Below are 24,156 nucleotides of genomic sequence, written 5' to 3'. Positions count from 1 at the left end.
GACGGCACCCCGATCTGGGACAGGGCGAACGCGAACACCAGCTTCTCAATGGCCATCTCCAGTTGGACGGCTTCGAATCCGAGCGTGAGCGGCGCGCCATTGCCCGCACCAACGAGTATGCCGATTGCCGAAGAAACCGGGCCTATTTAAACGGCGAGCGCACGACGGCTTCCCTAAGCCGCTTCGGCGACAGGCACGGACCCGTAAGATCCCAGAAGATCAGCTTGATGAACACGGTTAGGAACGACGCTTGGAAAGTGGCCGCCGACACGGGATTCGGTCTGATGATCAAAACCGCAGAAATCGCTTGAACCTCACGCAGCGTCAGGGTGTACCCTAAAAACTGTCGGCAGACTTTAGAGACGCGAAACATCGGACCGGGATGTAGCACAAACCACATGACAAAGCTGGTGTCGTCAACACTGGGCTTGATCGTGGAATGTTTCTCAACGCATGAGCCGCCCGACATAGAGCATGCTGTGCGGCTGCAACGGCCGTCCTTGGATCTGCTTTAAGCCCGCGCGAAGATCCGCAATAAGCGCACTCCCCTCGTATGAGGCAAGATATTTCGGGAGCCAGTCACACAATTGCGAGGCCGCAAGTCTTGCTGCTGTCTCCCGCTGAACACTTCGTGTCGAGATGACAGGTTGACTTCTGCGGATGTTCATGGAGGTCACTTTCATCAGCCGCGCAAGACTTTCTCCAAAAACCGCCCTCTAATCTTGAGCAGGGTACGCGCAAGGTCGACGTCGACACGGATGTTTTGTACCGCCACAAATAAGATAGTAACTTCGCGAATTCACCCCAAATCTCCTAAACGATGACCACATACGAGAGATTATGTGAAGCCGCACCGTTCGTACTCTCAATGCGACGCGAACGGTGCAAGCTGGCGCGCCCAGCGTTACGCCAAAATCGTTCTGTCGCAAGAAAATCGATCCAGGAGCCATGGATGAAACTAGTGAAGACCTGCGTAATCGCATGCGGCCTTTCGGCTTTCCTCGCATACCCCGTCATTGCGCAAAGCCTCGCCGCCGATGCCAAGGCTCGTAAAGGCGTTCTTGGTACGAGCATACAGAGCGGCATGAGCGATGATGAGGACTCCTCGCCCAGGCTCAGGACCTGGGGCGCGAAAGTGGGCAGGAAGTCGACCAAGGGCGCGAAGAGTGCAGCCGGCGGCAACGCAGCGGACAAGGGGACTGTTGACTAATTCGCGACCAGCAGCATGCCGATGAGTGGCAATCGACACGTCGCCGGGTGCATCCTGCGGCCGGAGGCCGAGCCCGCAACGCACCAAGATGGATGGCTGGATTGTGACGGTCGCCGAGGAATACGGCGACGAAGAACAATTCAGCCATTTAACTCGCGCGTCTGCAGTTGCCCCGACGGAAGCCATGAAGCTGACCATGATCAACTACGGCGCAATGACCGCAACGCTCAACTGCCCGATCGAAGAGGGCAGTTGCAAGGGCTCAGCGTTGAGCGCGGCGCGCTGATCGGTGTGCACAATAGGATCGATCCAATCACCTCGCGACCTCGATTTGGGTGCTGCTCCTCCGATGCTCCTACCACCGGTCAGGTTACCGACATTCATGTTCGAAAGCCGCCCGAGCAGTTGGCTGGCGCAGCGTGAAAAGGCGCAACTTTTGGCATCTCGTCGTCCCTTCATTGTCTGGCACGCCTGTTGCTGAGTCATGCACGGCTTGGTTGCTAATGATGACCTCGTAGGCCCAAGCCGCTTCGTAGCGCAACTCGTGCGGGCGGCTCTCGCTCCGCCCGCACGCTTTTTCAGCGTCGACCAGCGCTGCGCTTCATGAGCTTATGCTTTGCATCGTGATGAGGCTGCGCGCCCGAGCGTTTGGCACGCAAGTTGCTGGGAGGAATACGGCTTGGCTTCTCATGCATCGCGCCCCCCGGGATGGCCAAGCTTCCACCCAGACTAGCGCGGGTGGTCCCCCAGCCGCCCGCGCGATTTTCCGTTGGCCACGGGTCTGCCGCGTTCGGTCCAGCGACATGCCGTGGAGGTTATCGTCATGACCGGTGGAGAGCTTTGGTATCCCACAGCGGTGCTCATAGGCCAGCCCGCTCACGGTTGCTTGGAGAAGCGTGCTGTATGAAGAGGCTCACATTCATGCCGGCTTTCGAGGCTGCTATTCGCTCTGCCGGTCCTGACAAGCTCCTCGCGTTTCGTTATTCGGCAGGCGCGAAAGGCCCCGGCGCGTTGGGATGACGAGCACAGACCTCATGTCGGAATGATTACGATCATCTCCGACGCGGCACACGGGAAAGCATCGCACCTGAGGATCAACACTGCCTCTCGAAACCATCGATTCCGCATCGCGCAGATGCCCGTCTCTGGTATCGATCCGGCTTGCGCAGCATGGCTATCTTCGCCGCTGATGCTCAACAACCTTCAACGACGACGTTGCTGTTCTTACCGACGAAACGGGCGTCGCTGATCACCGCCAATGTTTTGCCGAGCAACGGAGCGAGGCCAAACTCGCCGCCCAAGCTACTCAGCGTCGGTCCCGCAACGTTCGCTGATGACGACGAGTCGAAGAAGGCCGCCACCGCCGACCTTGCGATCGATTGGGGAGTGCTGGGCAAGCCATGAGCCCCACCTTCACCTGGTGATGATGATGATGCCGGCATCATGATCGCCAGCATGCCGATGAGCAGCAGCATGCTGATCATCATCATGGTGCCGCTGATGATCGGCGCCGGATATGCCGGAGCCGTTGTTGCAGACCCTGGCTGCTAGGCTCGCGCAGCGCTATCTTGCTTAGCGAAAAGACGCGCCGCGCCGTCCACCACCTCTTTCGGAAGCATCCTCAATTGCTCTGCGTCGAACGGGAGGTGAGTAAGATAGTTGGCCACCAAAGCGCCTACGGCTTTGGCCTGCGCTGCATCGCGTTGGCGTTTGAGCGCCTCCCTGTCCGCACGACGGGACAGCCATAGTTTATGGGCGGCCCAAACTCGCGGATCTGGAGCCACGATGCGCACCGGTTGGCCCTTTTCGTCGATCGCGACCGCCTCGAAGGCGGGAGCATTCTGCAGCCAATCGAGTCCTTCGATTTGCACGGCAGTCAAATCTTCCGGGTCAGAGCCGATCTTGTCTGGAGCCTTCTTCCAAGATGGGCTCTGCACTGGCTTAATCAAATCGACGAGATAGCCGTCCCGGTTTACAGCACGGAAAGTCTGCTTGGCGCGTTCGAAGCTAGTGTCCACTCGCTTGAGTATCTTCATGAGCGATGACTGAGAGACGTCGTCGTCCGCGACGAACGTAAGTCCGCCCCGCGCGTCGAACAACAGATCGATGTCTTCCGTCGTGGCCAAGCCCGGATCGAGTCTGACGCCGGAAGAGGCCTCATAACCGTAGATCGCGTTTGTCCCGAGAATCCGAATCCCAGAACCCAACATTCCGAAGCCGTCGAGAGCGCGCATGATCCGGGCACCAATCAACGGTACGCGGCCCAAGCCGAGCGCACGATTGACCGCGGCTTGCCGCTCCATGGTATCGCGCAAGTTCTTCAGCCGGTCTTCTGCAGCAGCGCGTTTAGCTTCGAAGTCCGCCTTCATCTTTTCAGTTTCGGGGGAACGCGGGCCGAGCGAGGCTTGCTTCCTTAGGCCCGCTTTGTCGTAGTAGCTGCGGACGAGGTATTCGCGGCCTTTAGACTGCAACCAGGTCAGGGAACCCCGATGAGCATCGTAGGCCTCCTTGGCGTCCCTCAGGGCCTGGAAGCGCTGCTGACTATTGACCACCTCACGGCGCTGGTCATTGTTAAGCTCCTGAAAATCCATGGTTTCAACAGTCAGATACGATTTATGACAACTCTGTTGAAACGCTATTTATCATACAAAATCAATTACTTCAACAGTTATGTTGGATATATAACCAAACTGTTGAAACCGGGAACTTTTCTCTATCCCTTTAACCCAGCCCCATCGAACCGCCGATCAAGCGATCAAGCGAACGCTCATCAGTTTCTTCCTCTGCAACATCATGATCCAACTGGTAGATGAGGCCGCCAACTGCCGGTCGTCCGAAGAGGCACCAGATCGACTGCTTCGTTTTCGATTACCCCCAGCGGGACGCCTTCTTCGTGGTGCTTGAAAGTCTCTCTCGGATGTTTCGGCAGCGACCGTTCATCATTGGCGAGGCCGCCCCGAAGATCAGCGTCGTACCTTCCCCGGACGGAACCGGCTAGGCAGGAGCTCCTGATAATCCTTGATCCGCCTAGTTCGCTCGCGAGCCAGGCAAGCCCGCTTGGAGATGGCACTTCTCGGTTCGCGGAGCACGCCTAGCTCGGCGGCGGCGGCCCATCCGCCAAATGCAACGTGCTCTCGATCGCAAGGTAACCTTGCTTGTCGGTCAACCGACCTTTGCGATTCTTGATAAATCGTGCGTCCCAGACGTGAGTCCGACGACGAGCGCGGCTGGCCGGGAGAAGGTTTCGCGGAATTCGGCCCGGGTCAACTTTCCCTCTCCCACCATCTTAATGGGCCCCAATTTGCATTACGCGAGGAACATAAGTTCAATGCACGTACTTGGGAATAAAATACCCCAAACTCTACAACGAACAGAGGCGCGGCCGAACCGTCGCAGCCCGCCCCTCCAATGAGCCGGAAATCGAGCGGCAAAACCGGTGCCATCATGCGCCGCCGGCGTCACCCTATGCCGCTGCTGCTGCTCAACAGTCGGCGGCACGAATGCCGATGACGATCGCACCGGCCGTTTCGGGGCCGCTGCTGCTGCCGACCGGCGAACGCTCCGGGCCAATGGCTCGCCGCCGCCTCGCGTGAATGCCATTGGCTGAAGCGGCCAAACTCGACGGCAATAATGGTCTTCTTGCGTGCGTCAACCAAAGCTCTGATAGCGGCTTCGTCGACATGTCGATGAGGCTCCCTCACCCGCTGGTGTGTGCCCTCTCGGCCCAATCGGCATGCAGATGCTGCTGCTCGACGGCACCGGCGACATGCCTCATCCCGACTTTGGCATGATCGGCGCCGATCATTTCGGCGCCGATCATATTTCCCACCGCGCGGCGGCGATCGCGATCATGCCGATCGCGATCACCCTCATGGCCCATCGGCCGGGTCCGCAGGAGCTTTTGAGCCGTCTCGGGATCATTGTGGCATTGAATTGGATAGTCGCACATTCCGCCGGCGAGCAACGCGTGGCGGCTTGCGTTCAGCATTGACTTCGCGCCGTAGAAGTCTGCAGCCATCATCGCGGAAATGCGATGTCGCGGCAGTGCTCATTGAGCGAAGAGCAAGTGGAGCTTCGGCATGCACGCCGGCGATGATGGTTGTGACAATGGGTGCCATACCGCCGAGAGATGATGTTCAACTGAACCGGTGAACAGGCGACCACATCCCGGGACCAGCGTCTTGCCTTTGCGCTTGATTAACGCCTTCGTGACACGAAGCCTCGAATTCCGCCTTACAGGCAGCCGCACCAGCCGTCCGGCGCCATTCACATGATCTGATAGGACCCGATGTGCGAATGATCAACGAAATGGTTGCAGCAGTGCGCAGCTGCGGCTCACACTAGATGATCTCGAAGTACCGCCGACGTTCAAAGTCGGTGACCCGATGTTGAATGGCTTCCCATTCCCAGCGACGAGAGCAAGAAAAGGCTTCAACAAATCCTTCTCCGAAGACATCATTGGCTGCCGGGGACTGTGCAAACCGATATGTTGCCTCTGACAGGCTTTGAGGCAGTCTTCCGGACGGGAGGCAAATCTCCGCGCTTGCATCACCGACGATCGGAGCCGGGAGCACCGCATTTGTCTCGATGCCCAATACGCCGGAACCGATGGCACATGCGAGGGCAAGATATGGGTTCAGGTCTGCGCCGGGTAGCCTGTATTCGAGGCGATGTGCAGACGGCTCTCCCGGAATGACACGTACCGCGCAGGAGCGGTTGTCAACGCCCCAACTCGGACAGATTGGTGCCCAGCACTCGGGTACCAATCTCTTGTAGCTATTGAAGTTTGGCACGGCGAGCACACAGAACTCATTCATGTATTTCAATTGTCCGCCGATGAATTGCCTCATAAGCCTCGAGATGTTGCAAAACGCCGCATTATCGTGAAACGCATTCTGACTATCTGAGGACATCGAGATGTGAATATGGCCGGACTGGCCTGGCCATTTCTCGGAAACCTTGGCCATGAATGTGGCCATCATGCCGCGTGTTTGCGCCCAGGCCTTTATCATCGACTTGAATATGATTGCTCGATCGGCAGCTTCCAGGGCGTCACAATGACGAAGCGACGCTTCAATCACGCCAGGTCCCGTTTCAAAGTGCAGCCCGCTGAGAGGTATTTTGGATTTCTCACAAAGCGCCAGGATCTCACCGAACAGCTCCTGGTGCGCGACAGAACGCGCAATCGAGTAGCCGAACGGGCCCCGCGTTAACGGAGCCCATTGGCCGAACGGCTTGTCTTCGATGGTGTCGGCGTTCTCCTTGAACAGCATGAACTCAAACTCGAACCCGGCAGTGCAGCGGTATCCGTGATCAGCAGCCCTTCGTAGGACCTTACGCAGAATACCGCGCGGGCAGACGCTCTCATGTGCGCCGGTGAACTCGGCGAGATAGAGATACCGATCGCCGACATAAGACACCGGACGGCCGGTGCCCGAGAGAATACGCAGATCGGCGTCTCCGAATGCTGACAGCGACTTTTGCATGAAGCTCGCCGGGATGACCCGGTCCGAACAGTCCCACGCGAGCACCGCTTCGGAGAACTTGATGATTTTATCCCCACCCGAGAGATCCTCACCTAGGACGTGCTTGCCTCGAAGAATGCCATCGAAGTCGCTGACACCGATCATCGCGGCGGCGGTTGAATTCGCGCCATCTACCCGGGCGTCGGTCATTGGTTGGCTTCCTGCGCCACCAAATCGAACACCTGATCCATCCGCATCGCACGCAATTGGCGATAATCATCCTCAAGCTGTATCAGGTCGTTATTCACGAGATACACAATGCCTGGCGTCGACGCCAGGTCGATCGTCGGAATCAGGTTTTGACCTATCGGAACGAATGCAATGGCGTCCGCGAAGCTCGGGAGCTTGCCGATCGCATCGAGTCCAGGATAGCCGGCAACAGTACCGCCCATGTCGGAAATCAGCGAGACGCACAGTGCATGAGCCTGCCGCTTGTAAACCCCGCGTCGCCTCATATACTCGGCAAAGCCTTTGGGATCTGCGTAGCGCCACGCCGTGAGCGTCAAATGGTTGTGGCCCAAAGCCATAGTCCGGGCTTTTGCCGACATGGTTCCTTGCAGCCTGGCTCCGAAGTCGACCAAAACTGGTCCCCGATCATCGACGATGATCTCGGCATGAGCAGGTCCGTCGGCGATCCGAAGCGCGCGCAACGCACGCACAAGGTAGTCGGACAGTTCAAGCACGATTGGCTCCTTACCACCCAACAACCGCTCGAGTGAGCAGACCGACGACGCGCCCTCAATAGGAACAGTGTCATAGGTCCAGGCCTCCGTGACGAAGGCCTCCCCGTCGATCGAGACGGCATTTACGGTATATTGCTGGCCGCTAATTTTCTCCTGTCCAAGTGCCGATTGATTGAGCGCTCCGACGCGGTTCGTCTTCCCGACGATAGCAGTTACAGCGCGCTCAACATCCGCATCCGTCGAGCAAAAGAACACGTCTTCCGTGCCTGTGCTGTTCAGCGGCTTGATCACGATCTCATCGAAGTTCTGTTCACGCTTCCAGCCTGCGATTTCTCCGGCATTGTCGGACACGACTTGTCTGATCGATCGCACGCCTGCCGCGGCCAACGCTTCGGACAGGCGCGATTTGTCGCGCCGGGCGGCTGAAAGGGCGGTCCCATTTGTAGGTAAGCCCAGCCGCTCCGAGATGGAATCGGCCAACTCAACTCCGGTCTCGCACCCCGCTATGACGAACTCCAGCTCCCTGCCATGGAGAGCCTGGAGGTGATGTTCAACGATCTCCTCGTATCCCATGCGCTCCGGCGGGCGAATGACTTCATCATACAGTTCCGCATTGAAATGGGATTGGAAGATGGGCGGAATCTGTGCAGCCGACATCACATGCACTGTTCCAATTCCATACCGCTTGAACTCTTCCGGCAGAAATCGGCCAGTCGAATATGCGTCGACGATTACACAATTCCGTTCGTTCATGCGGACCTCCGATACTGCAGATAGACGTTGCTAACGGCGACAGTCGTAATGAGAACATTTCCAACGAACGTGTGTGGCGAAGGAACGATGCGAGAATCGAAGTACTGGAACAGGAACGTGATGACAGGGGCGGTGGACAGGACCATGTTGACCGTGAAGGGCTCTACGCGGCGAATGCCCTCCTGGATCAAGAGCAAAGGAACGATGATCGTGGATAGCCCAATCGTTGCGATCGCAAGCCAATGCTGTGTGATCTCAAACAGGATGGAGGAATGGTCGACCAATCCCAGCAGCAAAAGGATTGTTCCGTAAAAGCGATGCGCCAGCACCTGTCGACCGGAAAATCCGCGGTCGAACAATAGCTTGACGAGTATATTTGTAACGGCGAGCGATAGGCCGGCCACGATCGCCAAGACGATGCCGACGGACGATCGAGCCCCCCACTCCACGCCAGCGTTGCCGGTCGCCGAAATCCAGATCATGTAACTTCCAATCGCCGCGATCGTAACGCTCACGACGATATCGGATGCTGGAGGGACGCCCTGCCGCCTGATCAGCGCGTTTAACCACACCGTTGCGGCGGGTCCTAACGCCACCATGAACGCAACGACGATCGCAGGTTCGGCGTATTTCAGGCCGATAAACAACCCGATCCAACTGATCGCGGTGACGACATTGAGCGACACAAAAACCGGGAGCGCCGACTTCGCAGCCCGCGCCGTTCCGCTCTCGTGCCTCGCCAGGAGATTGAATGTCAGACACACCGCGGCAAAGGACACGAGAAGAGCGACGAACACGTCTGCCTGCTGAAAATACGATGCCGCATAAACCTCCCCTGCCGCGCTCAGGACGACATAAAGCGCCACAAAGAGAACTCCCAGAGCGAAGCGTCTTGTCAATCGTCGGCCCTTCCCCTGCCGATGGTGCGGCGCAGCGCGCCCCCAGAACCATCCTTGTGCATCAACTCCGAGAGACCCGTCTTTCGACCTGGACGGACCGCGCTTGGTTTGAAACGTCACAATCCGCCTCTAGTGTTTCTTTGTTTGGCAGTACGCAACACACGCCTCTCCAAAAGCCGTGAACAGTCGCTTGCTCAGGAGATCGGTCGAGACGTACCATTCAGGGTGCCATTGCACGCCGATTTGCAAGGTTGGCGCACCAATGACGGAAGCTGCTTCGACCAGTCCATCAGGCGCCCACGCCTCCGGCTTCAGCGCGGTAGCGAGTTCCTTTATGCCTTGATTATGTAGGGAGTTGACTTGCGCTTCGATGACGCGCGCGATCGGAAAGAGCCCTCCATCCGAACATATCCTCACGCCGTGCGCGGCATCGTACTGGCGGTCTCTCGGACGATCCGGTTTCTCGGCATGCATCAGGGCACTTCCCAGCCGCCACTCCGCAAGCGATGGATGGAGTGTGCCGCCGAAATGGACGTTGAGCTCCTGAAGCCCACGGCAGATGCCCAGGATCGGCATTCCGAGCGCGATCGCCCTCCCGATGGCTACCGCAGACAACCTGTCTCGTGGGCGGTCACGGAGACCATCCTCGACGTCCTGCTGATCGGCTCCTGGATAGGATGCAGGAGCTTTCAGGACGGCAGGGTCAATATTCGATTCATCTCCCGTCAAGACCAGGCCGTCGAGAGCGCCCATGATCGCCCGGGCGACCTCGACCCTCGCATCTTCAGCGTCGATCGTCGGCAATATGACGCACGCCACGCCCGCATGATGAAGCAGGGCCCTGACGTATTTGCGCCGCAGCCAGTCGCGATGCACACCATCGACCAAAAGACGGTTCGAGGTGACGCCGACCACGGCACGGACTTTGTCCGACCGTTGCAATGTCACGCCACTTGCCCCTTGGCTTGGGCGTCGGCCAGCGACTGCTCATACAAGCGCCGATTTCGCTCCTTCAACTGAGTTATGACACTGGGTTGACCTTGCGGCCCCTTGACGAAGAGCCCACCCCAGGTTGCGGCAACCTTTGCATAACCCGGATCCAGCATCCGGATCTTCTGGGCTTTGTGCAAAAGCCAGAATGGGATACCCGGCGACAGGTGATGCTCAAGGTGGTACTCATCCAGATTCTGTCCAAGGATGGCCCGCTCAAGGAAATTCCCTTTCCGATTCCTGGTTAGGTAGACGTTCTGCGTCTCGGTTTCGCACATCGGTGAGTGTTCAGCGAGCTCGACAAACCACCCGAGAACCTGAAACGTTGTGAGATAGGGCACGATCCAAAACAGGATCACGATGTGGACCAGCCCAAGAGCATATGATCCGGCCAGGATGCCGATCCAGAAAAGGTAAAACCCATACCTATCGATGAGTATGCTCGAGCGGCTCTGGTCGTCGGCATCTGTGATCGAAAACCGATTGGTCCAGAGATACTTCAGATAGGCCAGCGTCGCGCCACCAAATATCGGCTTCCAGATGATATTAAACGCGTACCGCTCAGGAGGCTGAACGTCGTAAACACCATTGGCCATGAAGAACTTCAGGTCGGGGTCCTTGTCCGGGTCGCCGAGATACGGATGATGCAGATAGACGTGCGAGATCCGGTAGGCCCAGTGGCGCTGGAACAGGGGATAGGCAGCGAACAGAATGCCGAGGACGTAGTTCCAGGTCGTGTTCTTCGCGAGCGTACGGTGAGCCGTATCATGAGCGATCGTCGTCAGGCCGCGCTGGTAGGCGCCGATCAGAAGCACGGCGGCCGGGTACAGCCACCAGGAGACGCAAACCGTCGCGAGCGTGCAAGCGGCAATTACAGCGTAGTCTTTGGCGATATAGGCGGCTCCCGTTATATTGTCGGGTCTCAGTTCTGAGAGTTGCTTATTGATCTCGCGGCTGAACTGAACAGCCTCATAACGTGACGACCTCAGTTTCCAAGCGTCTGCCTGATTCATGAGAACCTCTTCCTGATCGCCTTACAAGTTGTCAGATTGCGGAAAGCGCCCTGTCGAGATCGCGTACGATGTCATTGACATCTTCGATGCCGACGCAAAGTCGGATCGAGCCGCCAAATATGCCGGCGGCTTCCCGCTTCTCCCGTGGAACGGTGGTGTGGGTCGTCGAAACAGGATGCGTCACGAGCGTACGGGCGTCCCCCACGTTCGAAACGTGATACATCAGGTCGACGTTCTGGATGAACTTGCGCCCGGCCTGTTCGTCCTCCACCTCGAACATGACCATCGCGCCGTGTCCGTATGCGGGATTGAGTGTCTGATCGGCGGTTTCCCGATCGGCTCCTTCGAACAGCCCCGGGTAGACGACACGGCGCACTTTTGGATGCTCTTTGAGAACGTCGGCCACGATCCTGGCGTTTGCGCAGTGCTGCTTCATGCGAAGGGGCAGCGTTTCAAGGCCTTGGATCAGCTGAAAACTCGCAAAGGGGGCGATGGCCGCGCCAGTATCGCGCAACCACGTCATGCGAGCCTTTAGGAGAACCTCGCTTTTTCCAAGATCGTCGACATCTTGCAGCGCGTTGCGCCAAATGATCCCGCCATGCGCCTCGTCAGGACTGTTGAACAAGGGAAAGCGAGAGGCTCCCCGGTAGCTGAACTTGCCGTTGTCAACGATCAGACCGCCAAGCGTCGTGCCATGGCCGCATATGTATTTCGTAGCGGAGTAGGTCGTAATCGCAGCACCGAGATCTGACGGCCGGCACACCAGTGGGGTCGTCGTATTATCCACGACTAAAGGCACGCCGTGCTTTCGGCCGATCTCAGCAAGCTGTTTGACCGGAAGTGGAATCAGGCACGGGTTTGAAATCACCTCTCCGAACAGACAGATCGTGCGATCATCGATGGCACGTTCGAAAGTCTCGGGCTTTCGAGGGTCTGCCGTCCTGACGCTGATACCAAGACGCTTTAGCGTGTTGTGGAGCAGGTTCCACGTATTGCCATAAAGATACGGTGAGGCGACGACATTGTCCCCCACTTCGCCGCTTGATAGGTTGACGATGGCAAGGAACGTCGCCGCTTGACCTGAGGCGACGGCGAGCGAGTCGCTCCCCATGTCGACCGCGGCATACCTTCTTTCCAGCGCGCGGGTCGTCGGATTGATGATCCTCGTATAGGTGAACCCATCCGCCTTGACGTTGTAGACGTCCGCAATGTGATTTAGATCGCCATCGAGTTCGTACGCCGTGTTCTGATAGATCGGCACTGCGACAGCTTTCGTCACCGGATCGCGTCGGTAGCCCGCGTGCAGAACAGCCGTTTCGGCAGAGAACGGCAGCTGCGAGGTCCTTGTGAACGGCGGTGACATCTCGACGCGGCGCTCGCAAGCCTCCCGGGCTGACACCACCCCCGCTGATGGAGCCGGACCTGACCGAAAATATGCGCGAAAGGCGCACCCCAAATGCTCGATCCAACTGGGCTGGATTTCGCCAATGCAACCGACCCGAAAACTGCGCGTCGCAAGGTGCAGCTTCGAGTAGACATAAAGGTTGTGGGCCGCCAAGTGACGATATAGCCCATCAAACCCAGCTTGATCCGCGATTCCGGATGGCGCACTGAATGCGACGCAGACCGGCGACTGCAAGTCGGCGGACAGCAGCGGAGACACTATCCCTTCGAGTTCTTGGACGAGATCGTCTCTGACCTTCTCATACCTGCGGCGCCTGGCATCAATGCCTTCCCCCTCCAGAATCTCCAAGGCCTTCGTCGTTGCCTGTACGATGTGGGTGGGAGGGGTCGACCGCCACTCACCGGTGCGCTCGAGCGAGAGCCATTGATCTCTCACGTCGAGCACAAACGACTTCGGGGCTTGAACCGCATTTTCCAGCAGTTCGCGAGACGCGATGACAAAAGCTACTCCAGGCGGCCCTTCGATGCACTTGTTGCTCGACGTCACCAGGACGTCTGGCCCACCCCGGCTCAGATCAATGTCAATCGCGCCAAACGAGCTCATGGCGTCGACGATCGTCTTGACACCACGCCGCCTCGCCTCCTCTATGATCGCGTCCAGCGGATTGACGATTCCGGTCGTCGTCTCGCAATGCACGAGACAGATGTGGGTAACGCCGGGATTTCGGCTCAGATGCTCGGCAACCTCCTGGGGATCCACGGGCTCGGTAGCTCGGTTGACAAGCTTCAGCGCTTCGATGCCCCAGAGCCGCAGAATCTTGAAGATGCGCTCGCCATAGATGCCGTTTATGCAAACGAGCGGCTTGTCGTCCTTGGACACGAATGAAGAGAGAGCGGCTTCCATTGCAAAGGAGCCGCCTCCCTGAATAGGGACCACCGAATAGGCCTCGGCATCTCCCAGCAGATTGAGCATCAGCCGCCTCATGCGGCCGGTCACTTCCTTGAACTCACAATCGCGCGATGCGAGGTCGAGTTGCATCTGGCTCCTGACCGCCAGCGACAACGACAATGGACCAGGCGTCAGCAGAGAGCGCAGTCTTGTCACATCATTCCCCTTAAATTGTGTTCGTCGACGGGATCTGGAGCGATGACGCGACTTGAATCCTCTTGCGCGCGGCTCCCTCGGTTCATCTGTTATTGGGCGAAAAGCCATGGGAGCAGCCGCGCTTCGCTTAGCGCCGCATCAAAAGCCCGGCCGATACGACGTGCATATCCAGCCGCAGATGCAGAACGATGCCCGCAGGGCTCCTCACCGATATCATCGAGCTCTCCCAGGAATTCGCCTGGCTGCGCATCCGCGGACCGAGTTGGCGCGAGGCGCAACTCTCATCCAGCCATCATGCATGCGAGGATTTGAGCGCCGTCGCCATCTTGCATAGCAAGTTAGGCGAGTCGGCCGATCGGCTTACGCCCGAGGCGCGCCATTCAGGCGAACGCTGAAGTTCCGACAAAGCTGCACGTCGGCCCCATCGCGTGTGGATATAGATCCGCGCATGGCGCACTTTATGGGTGAAGTTGCCGAAAAGCCTGATCCTGCGTAAGCCTGAGACTTGAGACATTCGCATACTGTCACTCGTTGGGAATTCGGGACGCTGACGACCTTTGCCATCTATTTTCAGATCGTACAACTTGACGTTAGGTGCGTTTCAACCCTCTTCCGAACTCTTCTCGTGTGAATTTTTCCTGACGTGCGCGTCCGCTTTGCCTGCCACCGATCCAGGCTGTGAAGAATGATGCCTGCAACCAGGATCGTCAGATCGCCAGCCTCTAAGCCAGGTGGCATTTGAGGCGCAGCTCGCCGAGGAAACGTGAGGTCGCGAACGCGCGTATCACCGCCGCTCGCGAGCGCTGCACGTCTGCAGCGCCTGATTGACGACCACGCCCGTTCGGAAGCCGACACCGCATGAGGTGCGGAGCGCCCCATTTTGCCTCCCCGTCTGGCACCTTGGTTGCCAAGCTAGGCATGGCTTAGTCGCTCAGTGAATCCCCTCCTGAGGCCAAAGCCTCCTCGTGACGCAACTCGCACGACCGGCGCCCCCGCCGTCCGCGCGTTTTTCCTTGGGGGCGATCAGTAAGCCCGCACTTCTTTAGCGTCGTGACTATCTGGCACGCGAGTTGCTGGGACGTGTCGGCTTGGCTGCTCATACATGCACGCACCCATGCCCAAGTTTGACTGGCGCGCAGCCTCGCCACGACCCAGCCGCGCGTCTTACGCATCGGCGCTCGCTGTGGAGATCATACCACGATCCGCGAAAAGACTTTGGAGAAGGCGCAGAAGCGCTTAGCTCAGGGAAACGATCGCAATCAGCATTATGCTTTTTCGCGCTTGCAAAGCGAACTCCCCACTCAGCTCATCGCTCGATCTAGTTCGTTCCAGTCTGAACGCCGCCTTCTTTCATGAACGATCGGTTAGGTAGGCTGCGAGAATATTGGCGTGCCGTCGTCATAGTGCCGGCGTGACCAGCTCGAGCCGAAGCGCGGCCAGAACGCTGATGTCAGTGCGGTGTTCGAAGGCCTCGCCCGCATCCTGCGCGGCTTGTACTAGAGCGGCCTCTTTGCGTTCGGTCATCAATTTGTCAGCTTCGATTTGGACCAGCTGCTTTTCACGCTCATCCGCCGGGACCGCGGCGGCATCGTCGCTGTTGGTGTCGATCAGTTCGTTCACCTTTTCGGTCAGAGTGTCACGAAGGACCCAACAGATCAGCCCGATCACATCGGGAACCTGGCCAGACGCTCTGCCCACAACCCGCGCGCCCGCATCGAGGACGGCAGCCATCAGATGGTGCTCCTGGAGGGTGACCGGCCATTTGATCTCACTCGCGTTGTCATCAATCATAGCCGCGATAGACGGCGCCCCACGTTCCGCCAGTCGTGCGATCAGCGCCGCCGCGTCTCGCTTCTTTGCCTCACTGGGAAATGGCGCATTGCGGATCCGGTGGGCCTCGGCCTCGAGTTCGCCAAGGCGCAAGCGCAGGCGCTTGAGAGCCTCACTGATCGGCTCGTCTCGATTTAGAATCTCCGACAGCGCGATTTGCGAGACCGAGGCGAGACGCATGCCCGACGGCAGGCGACCGCGAACCAGAAAGGCCCGGCAGCGGGATGCCAGGCTCCCGCAGCTCCGCATGCGGGCGGCAGCGGTCGCCTCCCGACCGATGAGGCAACGCAACTTTTCAGCGAGTCCGGCGGCTTGCACGTCGAGATCACGGATTTGCGCGTCCTCCTTGTCCGCGCCGGGATCGCCGGCGGTGCGGGCCAATATCAGCCGTTTGCGGCGGGTCTCGACGCGATGAAGCTCGGCACGAGTCGCTCGCATCTCCTCGTCAAGCGGCAACCACGTTGATCGCGCATCCGCTGCACGATCCACAATCGCATCGAACCGCTGCCGAGCGTCCTCATCGGGCAGCAGATCGGCAAGGTCGATTTGAACGCAGCTTTTGGACTCTATGTGGTCATTCACGTGTCGTCTCGCAGTGTCAGATACCCAAGTTTTGCTGGCATTGATTCGCAGCAGGCAATTTTTGATGCTCATGCCGATTGCATCGGCGCAATCGCGCGAGAGTGCCCGGATGCGGCGCTCTGAGGGCCGGCGTCCTTGGCTTCAGCAGCCGCCAGCCCTTCGCCCCGCAGCGCTTTCGCATACGAAACTTTCGGGTCTTCTCCTCCGGTTGGACGCAGGTCGATCTACCGATCTAACCGGTCCAGAATCGGATCTAGAAGAAAGCGGGATCGAAATGAGTGCGGTCGTTTTGTCTCAATGCAGGGAGACGAGCACCAACAACCAAGAGGACGTACCGCATCCGTTTGCGTCGCCACGACCCAGGCTCGTAGCGCGCATGGACATCTTGTGCGGCCGCAGCGATCGAGAGGTCGGAAGCAAGCCGCGGTGCAGTCTCGACCATCGTGCGCGGCGCAAGACCCGCAATATTCGAAGCCGTGCGATCGCGCGGGTCGCGTGACAAGCAGTGCTGGGCCACCGCCGGCGCGTGAGCCGCTTTAAATTCAACTCTTTACTTTGCCATCAACACCCACGCACCTTAAGCTCAATGGCCGTCGCATCAGCATTTCGCACAATGTAGACCTTACGAAGTCGCCCTCGTTGCAGCGACCTCATTGCTGGACCGAGAGCGGACTTTCTAGGATGAAAAAGCGCCGGCAGAAGCGCTGAAGGAGTTGTTACAGTGAGAGGCGGAGCCGCGATGGCCGCGTAGAATCCGCTCCCTTCTAGTCTCGTCGATGTGTTCAGATCGGATCCGGAAACTCGGATCGTCGAACCCATGCTAGGCGAGGTAGCTGACGGGAAGCTGACGCGCAGGACGCCAAGCGTCTATGGCGCCGCTTTTATTGGGACCACGCTAGCGGGATCGCGCCAGATCAGTTACCGGCAATCAATCGCACGCTCGCCGAATGCGACTAGCCCCCGGAAGAACGAGAGACCCCCTTATCGAGCGCCAGAGACCGAGGGCAGATAGTCGAGACGCTGTGCGGTTCAGCTTCATGAGAGCACGGCGCAAGCCACACGCGCAAGAAACAGCCTGAAGCGAAAACTCTCAAGCAACTGGGAGTCGGACTTCTTCTCTGGCCTTTGTCCTGGCGTCGTAGATTCTGACTTGGAGCATGGGACGGCGCTTCTTGAGTTCCTGCGCTCCCGCAAAGGCCCCGTCTCTGGTCGCGAATTCGGTTTTCAATTGACCGTCGATTTCGAGCACATAACCAGAAGCAGGCAATCGACGTGTAGACGCAACCATTTTGTTCCTTTGGAGCATGGGTCCGATTGATTCCTGTGCTTAACCCGAGTCGCCTTGGCCAGGCCACCAGATTGGTGAGGGGCACCTGCGGCTAAATCGATGGTACGATTCGAAGTGATAGATTCGATGGACACTAACCGCCAAGAACTTCGCGCGCCATCAAGACATCGATCACGGCTTGGGCCATTTGCTCAGGCGTCTGCTCCATGGTCCTGAGATGAATTTCAGGTCTTATCGGCGCTTCGTAGGACGCATCGATGCCGGTGAAGTTCTTGATCTTTCCGGACTTCGCCTTTGAATAAAGACCTTTGGGATCGCGCCGCGCGCATTCTTCGATCGGCGTATCGACAAAGACTTCGACAAATTCCTCCTTGCCGACCAGACTGCGCACCATGTCCCGTTCGGCCCTGTGGGGCGAGATGAACGAACAAATTGCGATCAAACCACTGTCCGCGATCAACTTGGCCACTTCCCCGGCACGACGAATATTCTCCATGCGGTCGGCCTCGGAGAAGGATAGGTCAGCGTTTAATCCGTGCCGCAGGTTGTCCCCATCCAACAGCATGGCATGCCGGGACATTGCAAACAGCTTTTGATCGACGATGTTGGCAATCGTCGACTTTCCTGCGCCGGACAGGCCCGTAAACCAAATGATGCAAGGCTTCTGGTTCTTGAGGGCGGCCCGTTCCTTCCGTCCCACTGCAACGGGTTGCCAAGCGATGTTGGCAGCCCGCCGCAGTGGACATGCGATCATCCCTGCTGCGACCGTACGGTTGGTATATCGGTCGATGACGATAAATGATCCGGTCTTGCGATTGGCCTCGTAAGGATCGAACGCCGCGGGCAGTGCGGTTGAGACATTGCAAAAACCGATCTCGTTGAGGCCAAGCGTCCTGGCTGCCAGGTGCTCCCGCGTATTGACGTCAATCCGATGATTGATCGCAGTAATGCTTCCGGCCGTGGTCTGCGGTCCGATGCGCAGAATGTAGTTGCGCCCGACAACGAGCGGGTCCTCATCCATCCAGATCAGATGAGCGGCGAATTGGTCGGCAAGCTCCGGCCGCTCGGTCGGACGCGCCAGGAGATCGCCACGGCCAATATCGATTTCGTCTTCAAGAGTAATCGTGATTGCATCGCCGGCGCCGGCGCAGGACAGATCGCCGCTGTGCGTCACAATCCGTCTGACGCGTGCGGTTCGTCCAGACGCCGCGACAACGATCTCGTCTCCCACCGAGATGCTTCCCGAAGCCACGGACCCCGCATAACCGCGGAAATCCAGGTCGGGCCGGTTCACCCACTGCACCGGAAAGCGGAAAGCCTGCCCGGAGGTGCCGGACTGGATATCAATGCTTTCAAGGTGACCGAGCAGGCAGGGACCATCATACCAGTGCGTGTTGCCGGAGCGATTGACGACATTGTCGCCATACCTGGCAGAGATCGGGATCGGAACGATCGAGTCGAAGCCAAGATCGCCGGCAAAGGTCACATAGTCGGCGAAGATCCGATCAAAGGTCTCTTTGCTATAGTTGACGAGGTCGATCTTGTTCACGGCCAGGACGAGCTGACGGATACCAAGGAGCGAACAGATGAAGGAGTGACGCTTGGTTTGGACCAGTACGCCCTTGCGGGCATCGATGAGGATGATGGCGAGTTGGGCATTCGAAGCGCCCGTTGCCATGTTGCGGGTATACTGCTCGTGGCCGGGCGTATCGGCCACCATGAACGAGCGCTGCTCCGTCCCAAAGAAACGATAGGCCACATCGATCGTGATGCCTTGCTCTCGTTCGGCTTCAAGCCCGTCGACGAGCAGCGCGAAATCGATCTCGCGGCCGGTAGTGCCGTGCTTGGCGCTGTCCCGTTCCAGCGCCGTCATCTGATCCTTGTAAATCATCTTGCTGTCGTGTAGCAGCCGGCCGATCAGCGTCGATTTCCCGTCATCCACCGAACCGCATGTGATGAATCGCAGCTGGTCCTTTGGCTTGGCCTGGACGGATTCCGTTATCGGTTTGGCAAGCATCAAAAGTAGCCTTCCCGCTTCTTCTTCTCCATCGAAGCGGCTTCATCGGCATCAATCAGGCGGCCCTGGCGCTCCGACACCGTCGCGGTCTGCATCTCTGCGACAATGTCTTCGATCGTCGCCGCATCGGATTCGATAGCTCCGCTTAACGGATAGCATCCCAGCGTGCGGAAACGGATCATCCGCATTTGCGGCGTCTCGCCGGTCAAAAGGGGCAATCGCTTGTCGTCGATCATGATCGTCGCGCCATTTCGACGCACGATCGGTCTTTGCTTTGCGAAGTAGAGCGGGACGACCGGGATCTTCTCGCGCATGATGTATTCCCACACGTCGAGCTCAGTCCAGTTTGACATTGCGAACACGCGCATGGTTTCGCCCTGGCGAATCCGAGTGTTGAACAGGTTCCAGAGCTCCGGCCGCTGGTTACGGGGGTCCCATACGTGCCCGGCCGAACGGAAGGAGAGAATCCGCTCTTTTGCGCGGCTCTTTTCCTCATCACGGCGGGCACCGCCAAAAGCAGCATCAAATTCGTGGAGGTCGAGCGCCTGTTTCAGGGCGTCTGTCTTCATCACTTGGGTATGAAGCGCGGAGCCGGAGTCGATCGGATTGATCCCGCGCTCGATGCCCTCCTTGTTCACATGAACGATCAGGTCGAGGCCGAGCCGCTTGGCTATCGCGTCCCGGAAGCTGATCATCTCGCGGAACTTCCAGGTCGTGTCGACGTGGAGCAGGGGAAAGGGCAACTTTCCGGGATAGAAGGCCTTGATCGCAATGTGCAGCATCACACTCGAGTCTTTTCCGATCGAATAAAGCATGACCGGCTTTTTGAACTCGGCGACCACGTCACGCATGATTTCGATCGATTCAGCCTCGAGACGGCGCAGATGTTTAGGCAGCATGTGTTCTTTTCGATGCAGGATCTTTGTTCTTCGCCGGTCGACGGCTGCAGCCCCGATAAGAGATACCGGGGGCGAACAACTGCTCGCCATCACGCGCGGCTCGCCCCAAAACTTATGTGCAACCTGGATCCGCAGATCGGAGCGCATTCAACTGCTGGTGCGGCCGCAGCCTGCGCCAGTCATCCGGCGCGCAGACAACTCGTTGCGGGCTAGCTATTGGCTAAATCAGCCAGCGTGTTTTGATCGCAAGCATCCAGATCACCCTATTGCATATTGAGGGCCCGCTCAAGCCGCTCGACCTCGCCGCGCAAAATCTCGATGGCCGCGTCGCGATTTTGAATGGCATCCAGCACGGCAGCGCGCTCAGCTTCCGAGGCCAACAGCACGTGTTGCAACTGAGCCGCGATGGAGCTGTCGGATGCTGAACCAACGTTCTTGGAAACCTCAGGACCGGTGCCGACTGACTCACCGGTTTGAGATTGGCCGGACAATGCTCCTGCCTTGCTACTGCGCAAATCCCACCAGGATCGGAATATCCGACGATAAAGTTCGGTTAGCTCCCCTCCCCTATCCACCACTCCGGCTTGTCGTGCATGCAGCAGGTCCTGCTCATACCCGAGTTCGATCAAAAGGTCAGCGCCGACCAGATCGGTCACCGTTTGCATCTCTTCAGCGCTCAATTGGGATTGCCAAGCTTTGACAGAGCTTTCATCGACCGCGCTTCGCTCCAGGATTTTTCGGTCTCCGAAGCTGCTGGATCGAAGATAATCTGCTTGTTCCATCCCCGCGGACGCGGCGGCCGCTGGATCACAGCCAAGAGCCGCCAGCAGGCGCCGGACTTCCTGATCCGGATGCGCCACGAGCAGTTCGTATTGTACCAGCTGCGTCCGCGGCCGAATGCGGTGCGCGGCGAGCCTGGGAAGGCCCAGAACCAGATCGGCGAGTGACGATATTATGCCATCGGGCAGGCGGAGCATGAGATCAGCGAGAGCAGATACGCTGACCGGATAGGCGTTCTCTGCCCGGAGGGGGATGCCCCACGTCGATTTCAGTGAAGCGGCGATGGCATAGGGATTGCGCATCAGCAGGATGTGTGGCGCTTCTGGATAGACCGCTTCGAGAAATTGCAGCGTCGTCCAATAGCGCGGTGTCTTGTCTATGATGATGCGCCTGCCCGTAGCCGCCAGATACTGGCTGTACGCAGTGTCGGCAAAAGCCCGGCAGGCCAACGTGCGATCTACCCGTCCCAAAAATTCGGACGTGGCAGCCTCAATCAGCGAGGGTCCTGCCGGATGTCGCTGATCGACCCTGCCAAACGCCTCAAGTGCCAGCATCAACCAGGGTTCAGGCGGAGCCACAATGTAGGGATGGTGCTGGAGCAAGTGCGCAAGGAGCGTCGTCCCGGATCGCGGAAGGCCGAGAAGAAAGCAGACCGCAGGCGAACGGTCAAAGCCACCACTCATAATTCAGATCCTCATGCTTGAAAAGCGAACTCCGAGCACTCGTTCGATCGAACGAATAGCGCCGGCCGAGGGATCACGTGAGGCGGCCGCTTGCGCAGCACGCATCAACCGAGAAGATTTTCGCTTGCAACTGATCTTTGAGAGCTGCTGAGTTCGACGGATTTGACGCGATCACAGAAGCATTTCGCTGTCACTCGTTGCTCACACAGTTAAGACGAAATCAAAGTCCAGCTCAAGTCTACGAAGATTGGCTGTAGCCATGGAAAAGTTGGAAAGAACTATACGGACGTTTACCGGATAAACGCCTTTCGTCGCAGGGCGTTGTTACGTCGACGCGATGCCGCTGTGGGCCCTGAAACGTAAATGCGACATGCGCCTCCGTAAGGCTCGGAATGCGCCATAGAAATTCGGCAGGAGAGCGGACAGGCCGGCGAGTGGGCAGGAAGCAGACCCTAATCGCGGATATCTCACCTGGCAGGCGCATCGATCCGACCGGCGTGCAAGTTCCCCGTGAATGCCGCCGTTGATGAGCGAGGTCCCCCGGACAGCTATGGCCCTTGCGCACGCTTCCCCATTCGTGCGGACCGTACCAAGGATTTGATTTGCTTGCTCTTACGGCGTTGTACCGACCTCCAATACGCGCTAAGGGAAGCTGATGAAGGATGGAACCTGACCTACGATGCCGCCGGATTTGCCCGGTCCAGCTAGCGCGCTTGGCAGTGTCTCTACTGACGGACTGGCGATGATCCGGCCGTTTATGTGGGAGATCAGATCGATCAGTGCGTGTCTCGAAGAGCTTGCGAGATTCCGAGCCAATGTCCTTGGCATCACTGGGCCACAGTGGATGATCCTGATGGCAGTGGCCTACTTGGGTAAGGAAAACGGTGTCCCCGTCAACTTGGTGTCAAAGTTGATGCACGTCGACCCTTCCTTTGTCACCACCCACTCAAAGCTGCTCGAGAAAAATGGACACCTACGGCGTAGGCACTGCGCAAGCGATGCTCGGGTCGTGCAGATGACGCTGACGGCCAAAACGCGCAAACGTCTATTAACTTTGGCGCCACAACAGCAAGCACTGGATGAACTCGCTTCTGAATTTGGGGTTAGCGGATCAAGCGAGTTCATCACCAAGCTGGCCGCAGTCAGACATCGTCTGGAGAAGGTCCGCCGTCAGAGCAGTTCTGGCCTTCAGAAGACCAAACGCACGACCGTCAGAAATGACGCTCGGTAGCCATGTCGACGCTTCCAGTCTTCGAGTTTTTCTTGAAACAGCGCGGACGAAGATGGCTGTGGTCCGTATATACCGCCGAAGGCACCCAGGTAATGACGGGTTCAGGACGCAGCCGCTCCGCCGCAAGATATCAAGCCAACCGAGCGCTGTTTCTATTGCTGCTGAGCGCACCGTATCGTTCGGAAGCTCGAGCTAACCAGCACGCCCGGCGGCGCGCGCTTACGCCCAAACCTTAACCTCCGATCAACGTCGAGGAACGCGCTACTCGCAACGTTGTTCCCATCGGCTGCACTATGAGCCAGTGGTCCAGTGGCCCCATCCGGATTACAGAACTTTCTCTCAGGCCATAACGCGACTTTCTCCACTATGATCAGCCGAGGGGAGTCGATCGCAGTAATAACGAGACAGCGGAATCTAGCACTTGGCCACGATCGCTTGGGCGCAACCACCAAGCGCCTTCAAAAACCTTAAAGATGCCGCGCGCTGCAGGCTGCTCAGCAATCCCGAAGCTCCAGCCAGCACGTGAGAAGGCTCATCTCTCCATTTGCAATCGATCATCGGTACTGCGAAGCTACGAAGATCTTTGGATGCGCCGCCGATCACGGACACTCGTTCCGCCCTGCGCCGGCGACGCTCCTTGTCCGGACAACCGATCATGAGGTCGTAATCGATAATCTCTTCTCCGACCAGCCAATTGAGGGCTCCGGGACCTCTTCTGATCGACCGCAGAACCAAGCGGCCAGGCCTCTGGCGGGCACACGCCGAGAAGCAGACCTGCAGACCGTTCGTGGAAATCCGCAAGGCGTGTCGCGACACCCGACCCAACAACCAATAAGGGCGGCCCGCGAGCCGCCCCACTGTACCAATCACCAGCGCATAAGCTAACGCTGATGTCCCAGTCCGATTCCCAGATGTAAGGCCTTCTGGCGTAGCGCACCGACAGAGCGTTTGGTCATTTTTGATATTTTTATGACCGGAGTCCGAGCCTTTGAATGGACCTTCAGCTCTTTGATATCTGCCTTGGTCCACTCGCGCCGCTTAACGCGTTTCTTGGTTGCTTTTTTCACAATGAATGCTCCTTTTGAGAGGAGCGGCTTGTAACATAGTTTTTCCACAGCGACGACCGTAAAAAGAAGGCACCATAGAACTCGCAAAAAGATCCAAGCTCGGTCATATGTTCAGAAAACAATAGCTCGGGCATTAAAGGGAGCTGCCCGGTCGTAAACTTTGTGGAGGGTCGTGTTGAGAGACCGCGATGAATTTG

At 58.2% G+C, this 24,156-nt stretch carries 18 protein-coding genes; 5 read left to right on the top strand and 13 right to left on the bottom strand.

The window, feature by feature from the left end; all coding sequences use genetic code 11:
• From AKL29_RS42255 to AKL29_RS25765, 3 genes are all read left to right on the top strand, one after another.
• The coding region (locus tag AKL29_RS42255) for a hypothetical protein (RefSeq protein ID WP_193395253.1) at positions 1 to 311 on the top strand (311 nt) is incomplete at its 5' end.
• Between the two features lie 641 nt (positions 312 to 952).
• Positions 953 to 1,210, top strand: a complete 258-nt coding sequence (locus AKL29_RS25770) for a hypothetical protein (protein ID WP_050386107.1) — start codon at positions 953 to 955, stop codon at positions 1,208 to 1,210.
• A 25-nt stretch (positions 1,211 to 1,235) separates the two neighbouring features.
• Positions 1,236 to 1,496: a hypothetical protein gene (locus tag AKL29_RS25765; protein WP_152977770.1), complete on the top strand. Its 261-nt coding sequence runs from the start codon at positions 1,236 to 1,238 to the stop codon at positions 1,494 to 1,496.
• A gap of 907 nt (positions 1,497 to 2,403) precedes the next feature.
• Here the strand turns inward: AKL29_RS25765 and AKL29_RS42250 are convergent.
• Entirely contained in the window at positions 2,404 to 2,685 is a 282-nt protein-coding gene (locus AKL29_RS42250) for a hypothetical protein (RefSeq protein WP_152977769.1), read from the bottom strand.
• Positions 2,686 to 2,757: 72 nt separating this feature from the next.
• Entirely contained in the window at positions 2,758 to 3,801 is a 1,044-nt protein-coding gene (locus AKL29_RS25755; RefSeq protein WP_050386104.1) for a GSU2403 family nucleotidyltransferase fold protein, read from the bottom strand.
• Between the two features lie 1,142 nt (positions 3,802 to 4,943).
• Here AKL29_RS25755 and AKL29_RS25745 point away from each other — a divergent pair.
• Positions 4,944 to 5,201 carry a hypothetical protein gene (locus tag AKL29_RS25745; protein ID WP_050386102.1) on the top strand — a complete coding sequence of 86 codons (258 nt, stop codon included), beginning with the start codon at positions 4,944 to 4,946 and terminating at the stop codon, positions 5,199 to 5,201.
• A 349-nt stretch (positions 5,202 to 5,550) separates the two neighbouring features.
• Here the strand turns inward: AKL29_RS25745 and AKL29_RS25740 are convergent, their stop codons facing one another.
• The 10 genes from AKL29_RS25740 to noeE all read right to left on the bottom strand — a co-directional run bounded on the left by AKL29_RS25740 (position 5,551) and on the right by noeE (position 21,661).
• Entirely contained in the window at positions 5,551 to 6,885 is a 1,335-nt protein-coding gene (locus tag AKL29_RS25740) for a glutamine synthetase family protein (RefSeq protein WP_050386101.1), read from the bottom strand.
• Positions 6,882 to 8,171: a hypothetical protein gene (locus AKL29_RS25735; RefSeq protein WP_050386100.1), complete on the bottom strand. Its 1,290-nt coding sequence runs from the start codon at positions 8,169 to 8,171 to the stop codon at positions 6,882 to 6,884. The genes AKL29_RS25740 and AKL29_RS25735 overlap by 4 nt, the downstream gene beginning before the upstream one ends.
• Positions 8,168 to 9,037 carry an EamA family transporter gene (locus AKL29_RS25730; protein WP_244482415.1) on the bottom strand — a complete coding sequence of 290 codons (870 nt, stop codon included), beginning with the start codon at positions 9,035 to 9,037 and terminating at the stop codon, positions 8,168 to 8,170. The genes AKL29_RS25735 and AKL29_RS25730 overlap by 4 nt, the downstream gene beginning before the upstream one ends.
• 162 nt (positions 9,038 to 9,199) lie before the next feature.
• Positions 9,200 to 10,018, bottom strand: a complete 819-nt coding sequence (locus tag AKL29_RS25725; protein ID WP_050386099.1) for a gamma-glutamyl-gamma-aminobutyrate hydrolase family protein — start codon at positions 10,016 to 10,018, stop codon at positions 9,200 to 9,202.
• Positions 10,015 to 11,073 carry a dhydrorhizobitoxine desaturase gene (gene rtxC, locus AKL29_RS25720; protein ID WP_050386098.1) on the bottom strand — a complete coding sequence of 353 codons (1,059 nt, stop codon included), beginning with the start codon at positions 11,071 to 11,073 and terminating at the stop codon, positions 10,015 to 10,017. Before rtxC ends, AKL29_RS25725 begins: the two co-directional genes overlap by 4 nt.
• Before the next feature lie 31 nt (positions 11,074 to 11,104).
• Positions 11,105 to 13,690, bottom strand: coding sequence for a 2-aminoethylphosphonate--pyruvate transaminase (locus AKL29_RS43885; protein WP_283809421.1), 2,586 nt, complete (start codon positions 13,688 to 13,690; stop codon positions 11,105 to 11,107).
• Between the two features lie 1,290 nt (positions 13,691 to 14,980).
• A complete protein-coding gene (locus tag AKL29_RS25705) occupies positions 14,981 to 16,066 on the bottom strand; it encodes a hypothetical protein (protein WP_050386096.1) in 1,086 nt (361 codons plus the stop codon).
• A 1,349-nt stretch (positions 16,067 to 17,415) separates the two neighbouring features.
• A complete protein-coding gene (gene cysN / locus AKL29_RS25695) occupies positions 17,416 to 19,299 on the bottom strand; it encodes a sulfate adenylyltransferase subunit CysN (protein ID WP_050386095.1) in 1,884 nt (627 codons plus the stop codon).
• Positions 19,299 to 20,198, bottom strand: a complete 900-nt coding sequence (gene cysD, locus AKL29_RS25690; RefSeq protein WP_050386094.1) for a sulfate adenylyltransferase subunit CysD — start codon at positions 20,196 to 20,198, stop codon at positions 19,299 to 19,301. Before cysD ends, cysN begins: the two co-directional genes overlap by 1 nt.
• Positions 20,199 to 20,461: 263 nt before the next feature.
• The gene (gene noeE / locus AKL29_RS39900; RefSeq protein WP_063779945.1) at positions 20,462 to 21,661 is read right to left on the bottom strand and encodes a nodulation protein NoeE; all 1,200 of its coding nucleotides are present in this window, start codon (positions 21,659 to 21,661) and stop codon (positions 20,462 to 20,464) included.
• A gap of 853 nt (positions 21,662 to 22,514) precedes the next feature.
• Here noeE and AKL29_RS25675 point away from each other — a divergent pair.
• On the top strand, positions 22,515 to 22,892 hold the full coding sequence (locus AKL29_RS25675) for a MarR family transcriptional regulator (RefSeq protein ID WP_244482413.1): 378 nt from the start codon (positions 22,515 to 22,517) through the stop codon (positions 22,890 to 22,892).
• Between the two features lie 881 nt (positions 22,893 to 23,773).
• Here AKL29_RS25675 and AKL29_RS41155 read toward each other — a convergent pair.
• The gene (locus tag AKL29_RS41155) at positions 23,774 to 23,959 is read right to left on the bottom strand and encodes a hypothetical protein (RefSeq protein WP_080667195.1); all 186 of its coding nucleotides are present in this window, start codon (positions 23,957 to 23,959) and stop codon (positions 23,774 to 23,776) included.
• Between the last annotated feature and the right edge of the window lie 197 nt (positions 23,960 to 24,156).

The sequence above is a fragment of the Bradyrhizobium pachyrhizi genome (assembly GCF_001189245.1).
Classification (GTDB): domain Bacteria; phylum Pseudomonadota; class Alphaproteobacteria; order Rhizobiales; family Xanthobacteraceae; genus Bradyrhizobium; species Bradyrhizobium pachyrhizi.
This window is presented reverse-complemented; position numbering and strand designations above follow the sequence as displayed.

What these genes read in the sequence shown, in the direction of transcription:
- AKL29_RS25770 (WP_050386107.1), top strand. Translation starts at nt 953, where the DNA reads ATGAAACTAGTGAAGACCTGCGTAATCGCATGCGGCCTTTCGGCTTTC.
- cysN (WP_050386095.1), bottom strand. Translation starts at nt 19,299, where the DNA reads ATGCTTGCCAAACCGATAACGGAATCCGTCCAGGCCAAGCCAAAGGAC.
- rtxC (WP_050386098.1), bottom strand. Translation starts at nt 11,073, where the DNA reads ATGAATCAGGCAGACGCTTGGAAACTGAGGTCGTCACGTTATGAGGCT.
- AKL29_RS25740 (WP_050386101.1), bottom strand. Translation starts at nt 6,885, where the DNA reads ATGACCGACGCCCGGGTAGATGGCGCGAATTCAACCGCCGCCGCGATG.
- AKL29_RS42250 (WP_152977769.1), bottom strand. Translation starts at nt 2,685, where the DNA reads ATGCTGCTGCTCATCGGCATGCTGGCGATCATGATGCCGGCATCATCA.
- cysD (WP_050386094.1), bottom strand. Translation starts at nt 20,198, where the DNA reads ATGCTGCCTAAACATCTGCGCCGTCTCGAGGCTGAATCGATCGAAATC.
- AKL29_RS25675 (WP_244482413.1), top strand. Translation starts at nt 22,515, where the DNA reads ATGGCAGTGGCCTACTTGGGTAAGGAAAACGGTGTCCCCGTCAACTTG.
- AKL29_RS43885 (WP_283809421.1), bottom strand. Translation starts at nt 13,690, where the DNA reads ATGGCTTTTCGCCCAATAACAGATGAACCGAGGGAGCCGCGCGCAAGA.
- AKL29_RS25735 (WP_050386100.1), bottom strand. Translation starts at nt 8,171, where the DNA reads ATGAACGAACGGAATTGTGTAATCGTCGACGCATATTCGACTGGCCGA.
- AKL29_RS25745 (WP_050386102.1), top strand. Translation starts at nt 4,944, where the DNA reads ATGCAGATGCTGCTGCTCGACGGCACCGGCGACATGCCTCATCCCGAC.
- AKL29_RS25755 (WP_050386104.1), bottom strand. Translation starts at nt 3,801, where the DNA reads ATGGATTTTCAGGAGCTTAACAATGACCAGCGCCGTGAGGTGGTCAAT.
- noeE (WP_063779945.1), bottom strand. Translation starts at nt 21,661, where the DNA reads ATGAGTGGTGGCTTTGACCGTTCGCCTGCGGTCTGCTTTCTTCTCGGC.
- AKL29_RS25705 (WP_050386096.1), bottom strand. Translation starts at nt 16,066, where the DNA reads ATGAGCATCAAAAATTGCCTGCTGCGAATCAATGCCAGCAAAACTTGG.